10 protein-coding genes, 1 tRNA gene and 2 pseudogenes are annotated in these 13,242 nt (G+C 66.3%); 4 read left to right on the top strand and 9 right to left on the bottom strand.

Annotated elements, in window-relative coordinates; translation table 11 throughout:
* Positions 1-376: 376 nt before the first annotated feature.
* From HA073_RS20900 to HA073_RS20885, 5 genes are all read right to left on the bottom strand, one after another.
* Entirely contained in the window at positions 377-676 is a 300-nt protein-coding gene (locus tag HA073_RS20900) for a hypothetical protein (protein ID WP_166457102.1), read from the bottom strand.
* Positions 673-1,011 carry a hypothetical protein gene (locus HA073_RS31195; RefSeq protein WP_280841851.1) on the bottom strand — a complete coding sequence of 113 codons (339 nt, stop codon included), beginning with the start codon at positions 1,009-1,011 and terminating at the stop codon, positions 673-675. The genes HA073_RS20900 and HA073_RS31195 overlap by 4 nt, the downstream gene beginning before the upstream one ends.
* A 177-nt stretch (positions 1,012-1,188) precedes the next feature.
* Positions 1,189-2,400 carry a helix-turn-helix transcriptional regulator gene (locus HA073_RS20895; protein WP_166457158.1) on the bottom strand — a complete coding sequence of 404 codons (1,212 nt, stop codon included), beginning with the start codon at positions 2,398-2,400 and terminating at the stop codon, positions 1,189-1,191.
* A 484-nt stretch (positions 2,401-2,884) separates the two neighbouring features.
* On the bottom strand, positions 2,885-4,426 hold the full coding sequence (locus HA073_RS20890) for a pentapeptide repeat-containing protein (RefSeq protein ID WP_240925867.1): 1,542 nt from the start codon (positions 4,424-4,426) through the stop codon (positions 2,885-2,887).
* 69 nt (positions 4,427-4,495) lie between these two features.
* Positions 4,496-5,590 carry an IS110 family transposase gene (locus tag HA073_RS20885; protein WP_309228047.1) on the bottom strand — a complete coding sequence of 365 codons (1,095 nt, stop codon included), beginning with the start codon at positions 5,588-5,590 and terminating at the stop codon, positions 4,496-4,498.
* 2,004 nt (positions 5,591-7,594) lie between these two features.
* On the opposite strand from HA073_RS20885, the gene HA073_RS20880 reads away from it, so the two are divergent.
* Positions 7,595-8,251, top strand: a complete 657-nt coding sequence (locus tag HA073_RS20880; RefSeq protein ID WP_166457101.1) for a hypothetical protein — start codon at positions 7,595-7,597, stop codon at positions 8,249-8,251.
* A 661-nt stretch (positions 8,252-8,912) separates the two neighbouring features.
* On the opposite strand, the gene HA073_RS20875 is transcribed toward HA073_RS20880, so the two are convergent.
* Positions 8,913-9,101 carry a hypothetical protein gene (locus HA073_RS20875; RefSeq protein WP_166457100.1) on the bottom strand — a complete coding sequence of 63 codons (189 nt, stop codon included), beginning with the start codon at positions 9,099-9,101 and terminating at the stop codon, positions 8,913-8,915.
* Between the two features lie 555 nt (positions 9,102-9,656).
* Between HA073_RS20875 and HA073_RS30720 the strand changes: the two are divergent.
* Together HA073_RS30720 and HA073_RS30715 are read left to right on the top strand one after the other, a co-directional pair.
* Positions 9,657-10,547, top strand: a pseudogene (locus tag HA073_RS30720) (replication initiator); the annotation flags it as partial.
* 19 nt (positions 10,548-10,566) lie between these two features.
* Positions 10,567-10,791, top strand: a pseudogene (locus HA073_RS30715) (tyrosine-type recombinase/integrase); the annotation flags it as partial.
* 78 nt (positions 10,792-10,869) lie between these two features.
* On the opposite strand, the gene HA073_RS20860 reads toward HA073_RS30715, so the two are convergent.
* Positions 10,870-10,941: transfer RNA gene (locus HA073_RS20860), tRNA-Val, on the bottom strand.
* Between the two features lie 50 nt (positions 10,942-10,991).
* Positions 10,992-11,531 carry a TIGR02611 family protein gene (locus HA073_RS20855; protein ID WP_176722870.1) on the bottom strand — a complete coding sequence of 180 codons (540 nt, stop codon included), beginning with the start codon at positions 11,529-11,531 and terminating at the stop codon, positions 10,992-10,994.
* A gap of 274 nt (positions 11,532-11,805) precedes the next feature.
* On the opposite strand from HA073_RS20855, the gene HA073_RS20850 reads away from it, so the two are divergent.
* On the top strand, positions 11,806-12,237 hold the full coding sequence (locus tag HA073_RS20850; RefSeq protein ID WP_007457244.1) for an SsgA family sporulation/cell division regulator: 432 nt from the start codon (positions 11,806-11,808) through the stop codon (positions 12,235-12,237).
* 72 nt (positions 12,238-12,309) lie between these two features.
* Here HA073_RS20850 and HA073_RS20845 read toward each other — a convergent pair whose 3' ends face one another.
* Positions 12,310-13,086, bottom strand: a complete 777-nt coding sequence (locus tag HA073_RS20845; RefSeq protein WP_043325516.1) for a glucose 1-dehydrogenase — start codon at positions 13,084-13,086, stop codon at positions 12,310-12,312.
* Positions 13,087-13,242 lie beyond the last annotated feature (156 nt).

Genomic DNA, 13,242 nt, shown 5'->3' with positions numbered 1-13,242 from the left:
GGTGACAGCCGTGCGGTGGCGGTCCGGCCGGCTGGTGCCGTCGTGGAACCGCCGTGCGAACGGGATGACCCGGCTGGGCTGTCACGCAAGGGACACGATAGGTCTCAAACCAGACAAAGCGGGCGAAAGTGTCCAAATCACCTGGCGAACCGGGCCATGTTGGCCCGACGCGCGGCGCTGCACCTGGTCCCCGCCTTCCGGGCGGAACCTCATTGCGGTTCCCCTCGTAGCGTGGAGGCCAGAGCTTGAGGGATAGAGGTTCATGGCTGAGCCGAGACGCTAGTTCGATTCGGAGTTCCGGGCGGGCGCGGTGCCCTCTTCGGTGTGAACTGTCGGCGGCGGGCGAAAGGCCGGCCGGATCAGGCTCGACGCGAGGTCAGGGGGCCTGGTGAGGGCTTGTCTCGACCGGGTTCGGCTGGCACCCTCGCTGCTGCACTACCGGCATGAGGTGGCCGCTTTCCCTGGTCCAGCCGAGGAAACGGCGGTGCAGCACGCCCGCCGGCGTCCACGGCATGTCCTCGGTGGCCTGGACGAGGTAGGCACCGAGGTAGAGGGCCAGCGACACCGGCGCATCGGCGTACTCCGCGCACAACTCCCGCTTCCGGGTAGGGCAGGGCCAGGGCAGGTCGCAGCCGCCGCAGCTCCAGACCGGCATGACCGGGCCGTGGGTCGTCACCGCACACCCTCCAGGAAGCGCGCCGTGATCGCCCGCGCCTGCCGGCTGGTCGCCCATTCCACCTGCCAACAGGGGTACGGAGTCAGCCGCGCCCACCACGCCCGGCACCCGGCACACATGCCGTCGAGCCCTAGAATGTGTACCGCGAGGATCGCCTGTTCCTGCCCGCCGGTCACTGCTCGCCCTCCTGTGGCCAGTGGCCACGATTGATCGGTATCCGGTGCCGAGCGCGGCAGGGCAGGTCGGACCCACAGCGGCAGATACGCCGCCAGAGCCGCCACGACCACACCGGCCGGTGCCTGCGAGCAAGGGTCAGCGCGGTGGCAGAAAGGTATTCGTCATACGAGACGCGCCGCACGGACCCTCCCTCGCTCACGAACGAGGGCGGTCTCCTGCCCCCGAATCTGAGGGGGACGCGGCGACCAGGCGATACTCGCACCGCCCGCCGCATCCCGTAAGCAGGACGCTACGGTGGGTCGCGGAGCGAAATGGGTAGGGTTCCTACCCCTGGATCAGGAGAGCAGCCCGACCTTGACCGCGAGGTCACGGGCGTCGTCACGGCTGGAGCGTGGGCCGTCGAGCAGGTCCAACGTGATCTGGCGGGCGTACCCGTTGAAGCGGATCGTCTCCGGGGCCGACTCGTACGCGTGCTGCAGGGTCTTCACGGCCGCTTCCTTGTCGTCCTTGCCGTAGTGCGCCCGCGCGACCTCGATGAGATGGCGTGCCCGGCGTGGCCTCGACGGGATGGCTGCCGAGTCGTGACGGCGTGCCTGGCGTACCGCTTCCCCGGACTTCTGCAACTCCACCGCCACGGTCACCGCGTGGGCGCCCATGACGACGCGGGAGAACGACGTCTGCGGCTGATAGAAGCCCTCCGGCAGACGCTGCGCCACGCGGTCCGCCCGATCCCAGTACCGCCAGGCCCGGCCTTCCTCGCCGGCACGAGCGGCGGTGTACGCGGCCTCGAAGCTGAGCGCACCCCACAACGCCAGCAGATTCGTGCCCCCATCGACCGCCCTCGGCTCCAGAGCCGACAGGACGTCGTGCGTTACCGCCATGGCGGTGTCCCAGTCCCCCGCGTCCCGATGCACCTGACACAGGAACCATGCCGCGAGGGCCACCGCCTCCGGGTCACCGGAATCCTGCGCCGCCACCATCGCCCGGTCCGCGACCCGCCACAACAACTCGGCAGCCGGCTGGTACGCAAGAAACATCTGCGTCAACCCGAACGTCTCCGCCAACAGCGACTGCGCCTGCCGACGCTCAACGCCCTCGTACACCAACGCGGCCCGCTGCACGTCGTGCAGAAGTCTCGGCAGCAGCCCACCGAGCACCGTCCGGTGATCGGACGCCTGGTGGCGCGCCCGCCACGCCACCGCAAGCCGCTCACGCAAACCGGCCAACGACTCCGGCTCAGCGTCATCGGCGAGCACGACACGGTTCACGGCGTCCCGCACCGACGCCAGCGCCGAATGCTCAGGCCCGTTCACCACAGCGGACCGGTCGCTCAGCTCGCCGGCCAGAGCAGACACGTCGACCTTGAGCGCACGCGCGATGCGATCCAGCATGTGAATGCGCGGAGGCAGGATCCGATCGGTCTCCACCGCCTTGACCCACTCGGCGCTACGACCGACCAGCCCACCCAGCACCGCGCGAGTCTTCCCGGACCGCTCCCGGTAGACCTTCAGCCGCTGCCCGAAGGTCAACTCCGGCAAGGAATCCATCCCGAACCTCCTCAAAGCGCGGGATGCGCCACCGGCCTCTTAGCCGCCGTGGCACCAACGCTACCGACCTACGTGCGGCCGCATAACCCCGAACACACCGGCATGCTGTCCGGCGCCCCGCGCTGGCTCAGACCAGCGGATCAGGGGTTGGGCCAAGACGCAAGGGTTCCAAGGCCGAACTGCAGTGAGCACTTCGGTGTGAACGTCGATCCCCCTAGCTGTCGGCTATCGACCAAGGCCGTTTCATGTCATCCCGTGAGCTCCGCCCACTGTCCATCACCACCGAGCGGCACGTGTTGCGAAGCCTCCTGCTGACTTCCTGCTGACACAGCGAGCCAACGTAAGTCCTAGCCCCCACGGCGTCGCCAGTCGTTCCGGCAAGGCCACCTTGCTGTAATTTCATACGTCACCGATCGGCCCCCTAAATGAGGTTCCTCTTAGTGTCGCCCCGCCGAAATCCGGTCGCCGATGAAACCTGACGCCATCAAACCATGTCGCCGCCGAACTCAACCACGCAAAACGACGCATCATCATGAAACTCGGCCTCATCGAACCAAACATCAGCCTTGAACTTCGCCCGATTAAAACTAGCATCCTTCGAGAAGCTTGCATGGTTAAACCAAGCCCTATCAAAAAAGCTTGCCTCCCGAAAGACAGATTCACGGGCAACTTGCAATCCTCCAAATCCCGCCCCGGCAAAGAATCCCGCCTTATCAAACCACGCACCACCTTCTATCTTCGTTCGCTCAAACCAGGCGTCCCCATGAAACTCAACGTTTCCGAAACTCGCGCCCTCTTGAATGTCCGCCTCCGCAAATACCGCCTCCCCGAGGAAGCGGACATCATAGAAGTTTGCACCCCGAGTGAACGTAGTTTGATGGAAGTCAGCCCTGCCACCAAAGGTCGCCCGGGCGAAAATGGAATCAGCGAAACTGGCTCCACCGAAATTTGAGGTTCCAATAAAGTCCGCTTGGCCGAAGTTGGCCAACCCATTGAATTGGGCGCCTTTGAAGGAAACGTCGCCACGGAAGGCCGTACGATTGAACAGGGCCAGGCCGACAAATTCTGCTCGATCGAAGATCGCATCATGCATGCTACAGTCAGTCATGTCCAAATCTAATAGGGTCGCCTCGGTGAGGTCTAAGACGATGACGCCCCAGTAGGATGGACTGGGCCCACCGGCTGTTCGCGCCGGCCTTAAATGTCGTGCAAGGATTCGCTGAGCCGCTATGCGCACTTGCCGCTCCCCCCGCAAATCATCCTCGGCTGCAGTCGTCGGCACTTCCCTGGCGGAATGAGGCGCTGACTCTAGATTCACATCAGCCTTGTGAGACTTCAGGGCGCAAGTAGCGTCAGACGCTTCCGACCCTAGCTCCGAACTAGGCGGCTTGTAAGGCATGCGTAGATAGGCGCATACTACTTCGACAATACTCTGCCGGTGGGTCGGGTTGTCCTGGGCGAGGCGCTCCAATGCATACAATCCAGCAAGTCGGACGGGCGCCTTTTCAGATCCAAGCTGATCAGCGGCCTTTACGTACAACTCCGTGACACGCTTTTCTCCAGCGTCATACTCGGCAGCTTGCTGGGTACGCTCGACTAACTGCTGTCGCCGGAAAGCCAATAACAGCGCAAAGGCGGCCACTACACCGGCGCCAACGGATAGGCCAGCACGAAGCCCTTCGACCTGCAACTGCGCGCGCTCCACCGGTCCCTGTTCTGTCGACAGACTGTGCTGTAGCCACCACACAGCCCCCCAGGTGATTACAGCGACAAGCAGGGCACCGGAAGGAATCGTCCACGATGGAAGAGGGCGTAAAGGCCTGGCCGGAGGTACTGGCGCCACCGAACCATGTCCATGCTGGGAAACAGGACGCCAAAGCAACACGCCCGTGACCGCCGACGCCACTGCAACTATCATCCCGAGCAGCAGAGGCCATCTGGCGGCCACAACATTCCGCCATGGTTCCGGGATGGCCAGCAGCGCTACACCGATCAGCCCGAGGGCACCCGCAACCACGAGGCCCATGCCAAGAGACTTCCGCATACCGCGAATCATGCCCCACCACGTCTCGCCATCCCGATGCTCCTATGGGGGTCAAGTGGTCAGGGCGGCGAAGTCTGCGCGGAGGGCGGTGTAGATGTCCCGGACGATGTAGCGCTTGAGGCAGCGCAGGATCTCTTGTTTGCTGAGACCTTCGGTGATGCGTCGTCGCTGGTAGGCGCGGGTGCGTTCGTCGTAGCGCAGGCGGCAGAGGGCGGTGGTGTGCAGGGCGTGGTTGGCGCCGCGGTCGCCTCCTCGGTGGAGGCGGTGGCGGCGCACCCGTCCGGAGTTGGCGGGGATGGGTGCCGCTCCGCAGAGGTGGGCGAGGGCGGCCTCGGAGTGGAGCCGGTCGGGGTTGTCGCCGGCAGTGGTCAGGAGTTGAGCGGCGACGTCGGTGCCGACGCCGAACAGGGCGCTGGTGCGAGGTGCGGTCCGGCGGACCAGCGGTGTCAGTTGCCGGTCGAGAGCGCGGATCTCCTCGGTCAGAGCTTTCACTCGTCGCGCGAGCCCGGCCAGCGCGGCAGCGGTGGCTTGTTCCGGGTCGTGGAGTCGGCTCAGGTCGGCGGTGAGGGTGGCGCAGCGGTTGACCAGAACAGCGGCGCTGCGTTTGGTCAGCTCAGCCCGGAGTGCTTCCGGGGCGGCGGCGACCAGGCCCCGCATCTGGTTGATCGCGGCGGTGCGGGCCTTGACCGCGCCGTGGCGGGCGACCCGTAGGGCGCGGATGGCCTCGACCGGACCGGTACGGGTCTTCGGGATGCCCATGGCCGTGCCGGCGAGGGTGGCCCTGGCGGCGGCGATGGCGTCGATGGGGTCGGACTTGCCCTTGGCCCGGCGGGTCCTGCGGTCCGGACGGTCTACCTCGACCACGGGTACCTTGCGGCTGCCCAGGTGACGGGCGAGGCCAGCACCGTAGCTACCAGTGCCCTCGACCCCGACCGCTACCAGGCGACCGAAGGACCGCATCCAGGCCAGCAGGTCCGCGTAGCCGTCGCTGGTCGCGGGGAACTCTGCATCCGCCAGGAGCCCGCCGGTGCTGTCGATGATCGCCGCGTGGTGGGTATCGCGGTGGGTGTCGACGCCACCGATGACCGATCGTTTCTTCGCTGCCATGCTGGTGAGGTCCGCCCTTCTCGGTCGCGTCGAGAACACGTGGACACGTCACCGGTCAGGCGATCCGACAACACAGTGGTGGGCGCCTCTCGCACAGGCTCCTATCAAGTCAGGACGCCTGACCGGTGACATGCAGTTGCCGGGGTCACCGAGCCGGCCGACGAATCGGGATCAGGACAGCAACCGTCGGTCTGCCGGTGAGTCAGACCAACCCGGCGACCCACCCCACCATCCTCACTGTCTGCCGCCGACCCACACACCGTGAAGCGGGCCAGGGCCAGGGCGACAAGGTGGAGCGCCCTACCGGACGTACGACCTTGTCACCCTGGCCCTGGCCCGCTCGGCTTGCCTGGGTCGGTGGTAGACGGGATGGCATCCCACCTCAACCACCCACCACCGGAACCGTTCGGCAACTCCATCTCGGAGTCGTCTGGCCCCCGCCGGAGGCACAGCTCTAACCTCGCCCTCCCCCTCCCCCTCCACCCCCTCACCACCTTCACCCCTTCCCCACCCTGGGTCTGGGCGACCGTGCGGAACCGTTCGGCAACTTCGCCTCGCCGCGGTTGGCCCGCCGGATCTCGTGCTGCTTCGGGATCGTCCGAACCGTGTGGAAGGTGTCCGCCTAGCCCTGGTCGTCCTTTGGGACTCGTCACCGGGTCACCTCACTGACCGAGGTGTGACGCGCGGGGCGGGGCGTGGGGTTCGGGCCGGTTGATTTTCCGCCCCGGCGCCGTAGGCGGCCGGGGCGGCGGCTCCGCAGGAGCCGTTTGCCGCGCCCCGGCCCGCGCCGCGCGGAGCGCGCTTGATCTAGTACAGGCGACTTCGGCAACACCTCGCTATCGAAGCGAAGAGCAAAGCCACGCACGCACGTCGCTGCGCAGGTGAGTCGAACGTGGGTGTGCAGCGATGCGGCATGTCGACTCCACGAAGGAGGGGGTCGAAATCGCCGGAATGCGGCACGCGAGTGTCGCAAAGCAGACACTGAGAGGCGTCATCTCCTCAACTAGTGTTAGCTACTTTTCTATCACTTAACCGGCTGGGACAACATGCCTGCGGTTCCTAATCACTCAGCTTGTCACGGGAGTCGGATTGCCCAAGACGAAACGAATCATTAAGGCCAGCCGCAAGCGATCCACCTCAGCGAGCAGGCGCCTATCCGTCAAATCGCTCCAGGTGGGGGCCTTACTTCTCGCGGTGGCGCTTGGAGTCCTAACGAACCTCGGGCGGGATCTGGAAGATTCAGATAAATGGGCATCGGTAGCCGGATTCATCTTGGGGCTCCTTTCACTCGCTTTCAGTTCCACGACCTGGCTTTGGCTCCGCAAGCAAGAAGAGAAAGAAGGGCCTCCGGGCAACACCTCCGAACTTAAAAGGTCTCGCATGGATCGCGGCGCGGAGAGGGGGGAGCGGTGACCGCCCCTGCACGCACTAAGCCAAGGTCCGACGATGGCCGGATTACTCCGCACTTCGCCTTGATTTTCTTGTCGGCCCTAGGAATTACTCTATTGAGCGGCATTGGGATGGTTCTCCTGTCGTGGTTTGGAAAAGAAACCGAGGCGGTTAGGTCGGCCACAGGAACCTGCGCGGACATGTTCAAGATGGGCGTGGGAGCCGTTCTTGGTCTAATCGGTGGCAAAGCTGCATCGCATAGGTAATCCAGAGACCATCCTTCGGGTGTGAAGGAACCATCCGCCGCCTGGGAACTGCGCCAGCAGCAGTGTTGAGCTGCCAGGACGGTCCACCGGCCTTCCACAAACGCCCGGCGTTGCCCGCTTCCGTCGTTACTCAGTTGGTCACCCATAAGTCCCCGCGCATCACTTGGTGTTGAACTGTCGCCGGATGCCATGCCAACCGAACAAAGGGCATCCATCCCCGTTTGAGCTGCGCGAGCACCAGGTATTGACTGTAATGGTTAGGCACCTTCAGTCAACCTTCTACGGCCTAGCGACGGCCTGACCCAATCCTGCTTGAGCTCTGGAGGGCCCCGGGCCGGCAGGAATGACGGAGCCACGCCTCGTATTCCACCCACTATAATGTCGCCCTATGGCACAGTGGTGGGAGCTAGCAATACCAGCGGGCGGAACGCTAATCGGCACCCTGTCTGCAGGGTGGCTTGGAGCAGTCTATCAAAGGCGCAACAGCGAAAGGCTTCTAGATCGCCAGGCGCAAGAGAGCGAAAGGGCGAGGTTGGCCACCTCGAAAGAGGCTGAGAAAGTTCGGAATTTCGAGGCCGAGAAAGAAAGAGAAGCCCGCAATCATGGAGAGAGAAAGCAAGCTTATATCGGGCTGTGGCAAGCACTATACGACGAAGAGAGGCTGACGGGGAAGCAGCGACGACTGGCGGATCAATATCAGGCACTCAAAAGCCAGAGCGACGCTGACGCAGATGCATTGAATAAGGCGCATCAAGAATTTACAAAGGCGACCGAGAACCTGATAGAGGCGAAGGAAGCCGCCATCGGCGCTCTGACATCACTCCTTTTTTGCGCTCCGTCCTGCATGCACAGTATCGCAACTAATATGCGGCGAGCGCGCCTCGCAATGGATGAGAAAGAACGCGAGAGGTGGCAGGCGATATTCACCGTTGTCGCCAATTATGATTTGAACTCTTCTCACTCGCAAGAGGACACAAATAAGCACTACAAAAAGATACTGCTGGCTCTTGAGGATGATGAGCAGACGCCCCCCGCAAGCCGTTGACCATCCCGTCTGCCCCGACCCGCCCTTCTGGGGAGCGGGCCGCCGCCCGGCCCGCCACGTCAAGACGGCCTTGACGCCCGTACGGACGCTGGCGGGTCGGGCGGTGGTCTGCTCGGCTCGCCCGGGTCGAGGGCAGGCGGGATGGCCTGCCGCAACCACCCACGGACCGCGACCCGCCGACGGAGCCCCGGCCATCCTGGAGCCGGAGCGCCCCCGCCGGAGGCGCAGTGACCGCAACCCCACGACCGCCGTCAGACCGCCGAAGCGGCCGGCGGGCGCTCGCCTACGCCGCGCGGGCTCGTGGCCGCGCGGCCCGGTCGGCTGCTGGCACACCACCACCCGTCAAGGGTCTGCCGTTCTGCGGCGACCCTCCGGGCTTCCCGCTGTCCGCGCCAGCCGCCGGGCATCAGGCGTGACGGCCGCAGAGCGACAGCGGCAGCGGCCGGCGCGCACGCGCCCAGGCGGCGGCGCGTGCGGCCCGTTCAGGGCCGCCTTGATAGATGTACAGAAAGCTCTCCCAAACGGGCCGGCGGCCGTGTCCGCCTTCGCCTTACGCCTTCACGCGATGGCTTCCACATGATGCGCGACACGCCGCGCGCCCCGCCCGCTAAGCGGAGGAGGTCCGCGCTCCGCTTTTAGGCGTACCGATGCGAAGTAAGCACTATCGAGCCTTCGATGCGTCTTCTTCGCTCCAGATGGAAATGACGTGCCCGTCCCCGTACTCCTCGGTCACGCCGGTCCTCGCTTCATCGAGGGATCTAGCAAGAACGCGCAGGCGAATGCCAGGCTTGTCTTCGGTCCAGATGAAGCCGACGTACTCCCGTATCGGCGGGGTCTTGTCGGCGTTCACGGGGCGTTCCTGTGGGTTGCTTCATCGAGATGTGGGTCAGTGGTACCAGCGCATGATCTCCTGGCCAGACTTATTTACGCATCCATTGTCGCCACGACCATCGGGATCACGGCCGGTTGAGGTGTCGGTACCCGGTGCTACTCTGACGCTCGTCGAGCACGCCAGCGCGGCCTTCCTGCCGGATCGCTGGACTCGACGTTGGAGATGCTAAGTGGCCTTCCTGCCGCTGATGCGGGCCACGTCCCGCCGGCTCTCAATCGCACCGGCCGCCGTGCCGTTTCTGAATCCGTTGATCGGCCCAGCACGGCCTTCCCTGCCGTCCACGATGGCCCGGCTTCGCTGATCTCCACGGGTGGGGCAGCCTGCGGCAACCCGCCGGATGCCGACATCCCAGGCTCCCCACCCGTGCCGGCCCATTACGTCCACGAGCGTGAAAGGACATGACCCATCGGCGGGAAGTGGCACGACCACGATTCCGCCCTCCGGCGTCAGCCGCCCTCTCGGCGGTGCCAGGAGACACGACGAACACCACCAGCGGACATCCGTCCACGGCTGGTGGTGCTTCGTCTCCCGTCCCTGCCACCCCCGCAAGAGGAGACAGCCATCTTCACCACCTACCGCCCCGGCCTCGCCGCCGGTCGTGACGTCCAGGTCCTGCATCGCGTCGCTACGCCGGAGTTCTCCGGCTGGCTGGAGCACACCCGCCCCGCCGGCGGCTGCTCCCGCCCGATCCGCCTCACCGGCACCATCGCCGCCGTCGACCGCGACACCGGCCGAGTCCTCAGCGAGCAGCACACCGACGAACTGCCCGACCGCACGCTCTACAAGGCGTGCGGTAACCGCCGCGATTCGGTCTGCCGGGACTGCGCCTGGGTCTACCGAGGCGACGCGTACCAAGTCGTCTGTCGCGGACTGACCGGCGGCAAGGGCGTTCCCGCCTCGGTCGGCCGGCACCCGGTCGTCTTCGCCACCTTCACCGCCCCGTCCTTCGGCCCGGTTCACCACCGGCACGTCGGCCGCCACACCTGCCGCAGCCGGCAGCGCTGCGACTGCCGACCCGCGCCCTGCCGCGCCCGCAGCAACGCCGGCATCTGCCCGCACGGGCAGCCCGTGGTGTGCTTCGCCCGTCACGACGCCGACGATCCGCGGCTGGGCCTGCCGTTGTGCCTGGACTGCTACGTCCACGCCTACCAGGTCGTCTGGAACTACTTCTCCGGCGAGCTGTGGCGACGCACCAAGCAGGCGTTCGACCGCCACCTCGCCGCAACGTGCCGCCAACGCGGCATCCCGAAGGTCGGCATCGTCACCGCCTCCGGCAAGGTCCGCTGGGTGCCGCCGGTGCGGCTGTCGCACGGCAAGGTCGCCGAGATGCAACGCCGCGCAGCCGTGCACTTCCACGTCTTGCTGCGCCTCGACGGCGTCGGCCCCGAAGACCCAGAAGCCCTCGTACCGCCACCGCCCGGCATCACCGTCGACGCGATGCGACAAGGCGAACGTCACGCCGATCACCGTCCACGACGCCAGGCGAACCTGCGCGACCCTCCTGGCCGACCTCGACGTCCACCCCAGAGTCGCCATGCAGGTGCTCAGGCACGCCCGCTTCTCGGTAACGATGGAGATCTACACGCAGGTCACATCGACAAAGACGAGAGAAGCACTCAAGCGCCTCGGCGACTCACTGAGCCGCTGACGAGAACTGCTGTACAAAGCTGCTGTACGCAAGCAGAAAGGCCACCTCCCGAAGCCGGGAAGTGGCCTTTGACCTGCGTGGGCGATACTGGGATCGAACCAGTGACCTCTTCGGTGTGAACGAAGCGCTCTCCCGCTGAGCTAATCGCCCTCAGCGCGCATGACTCTACCCGATCACCCGCCCGGACCAAAAACCGGGCCTCAGTGCGTCGCGAGGTAGTGCAGCGCCTGCGCCACGACGTCGATGCCGAGGCTGTACTTGAGTGACAGCCACACCACCACGGACACGAACACGAGCCCAACCGCGCCCAACACGAACCGCACTCCCAGTGACTGGCGCTTCACCCACTGCGTCCAGGAGTTGACGTGCCGGCGGGTGAACGCGAGCAGCCGTCGCGCCCAGTGGAACTCGACGGCCCAGACGCCGAGGCCGGCGATGACCAGCAGCCAGCCGGGCCCGGGCAGCGGGATCAGCGCGATGCCGACGGTGACCACGATCGCGCCGAGGATGCCGATGAAGATCTTCAGGGCGACGCGGCCGGTGGGGTTGGCGCGGATGAGTTCGAGGGTGGTGTGCAGGCGCAGCCGCCAGCCACGTCGGCGCCGGCGCTGCTCCGTGAGAGTGCCTCGCGACCGCCCTTCCACAGGCACCTCGTACCCCCGACTTTCGGCTGCTCGGGCCGCACCTTTCGGCGATTCGGCCGTGGTCCGCGACGTCACCGACCCGCCCCCCGTGACCATTTCCACCCCCAGTGTCGCGCGGGACCGTCACCCCTGCTGACGACTGGACGTTACCGGAGTAAGTCGACGACTGAACCACCCGTTGCCGGGCGGGACGACGGAGTGGGCGGAACCGGAAATTCTACGCGGGGCCGAGTGGTTCCCGGGGGCTTTCCGAACCCCTTCCCACCACTGGGTGAAGTCAGCGTATGGCGGAGCGTAGCCAGGAGCAGCACCTGAGTATGGGAAAAGCGGGACACGCGCGTTCCGCAGCGGTGCCGGGGGGAGAACGTCCATGAGTGTCATCCGACCGACGACCGTAGAGGTCGAGACGTCGCTAAGGCTCGTCGCGCCTGACGCCACCGCCTTGCCGGTGCGTGCCAGTCTGCGTTACGACCCTGCTGACCCGTATGCGGTCCATGTCCTGTTCCACGCCGAGTCCGCCGGCGGCGAGGCGGTGAGCTGGTCGTTCGCACGCGAACTGCTGGTCACCGGGCTCGACGAGCCGGCCGGCATCGGTGATGTGCGGGTCTGGCCGTGGGCCACACCGCGCGGCGACTTCGTCGCGCTCGCGCTGTCGTCCCCGGACGGCAACGCCCTGTTCGAGGTTCCGCGCAGCGTGCTGGTGCGCTTCCTGCGCCGGACCTACGTCGTCGTCCCGCGCGGCCGTGAGGCCGAGCACCTGGACGTCGACACCGCGGTGAACCGGCTGCTCGCCGGTCGCTGACACGGCAACACCCGGGGCCGCGCGGATCTGCCGAGTCCGCGCGGCCCCGGGCCGTCTTCACCGGGGTACGCCTCAGCCGCGCGTGGTGATTCCGCCGTCGACCGGGATGACCGCGCCGGTCAGGTACGCGCCGGCGCGCGACGCCAGGTAGATCGCCGTGCCCGCCATGTCCTCGGGTCGCCCGATCCGGCCCAGCGGCACCTGCTGCTCGATCGCCGAGCGCGACTCCGGGTCGTCGAGCGCGAACGCCATCATCTTGCTCTCGAACGGGCCGGGCGCGATCGCGTTGACGGTGATCCGCTCGCCGGCGAGCTGGTGGGCGAGGCTGCGGGTGAGCATGTGCACGGCGGCCTTGGTGGCCGAGTACGCGTACACCTCCATCCACGGCACCCGGATGCCGTCGACCGACCCGATGTTGATCACGCGGGCGGGGTCGTCGGCGCCGGCTGCGGCGCGCAGTTGCGGCAGCAGCGCGGTGGTGAGCCGGAAGACGGCCTTGACGTTGACCGCCCAGAGCTTGTCGAAGGCGCCCTCCGGGTACTCCTCCAGCGGCGCGCCCCAGGTGGCGCCCGCGTTGTTCACCAGTACGTGCAGCCGGTCGTGGCGTTCCCGCACGGCTTCGGCGAGCGCCAGCGCGCCCGCGTCGCTGCCGAGGTCGGCCGGGATCGCCTCGCAGTGCCCTTCGGCGGAGAGTTCCTTGGCGACCGACTCGCACACGTCGGCCTTGCGTGAGGAGATGATCACCTTTGCGCCGGCCCGTACGAAGCCCCGCGCGATCATCAGCCCGATCCCCCGCGAACCGCCGGTGACCAGCACCGTCTTGCCGTCGACCGAGAACAGTTCCGTCATGCTCATCCCATCGCCGTCGCCCGGCCGGGGGCCGGTCGGCCGACCCGGTGCTTACCGATCGGTAACCTAACCGTCGGCCGTGCGTGCCGACAAGACCGCCTCCGCGCGCGCGAAACCGTCGAGATGCAACGTGCGGCCGGGCCGGTTACCGTCGGG

The organism is Micromonospora sp. CMU55-4 (assembly GCF_011602315.1).
In the GTDB taxonomy this organism is placed as follows: domain Bacteria; phylum Actinomycetota; class Actinomycetes; order Mycobacteriales; family Micromonosporaceae; genus Micromonospora; species Micromonospora chalcea.
The sequence above is the reverse complement of the archived record's forward strand: the minus strand, read 5'-3'. Positions and strand labels throughout refer to the sequence as shown.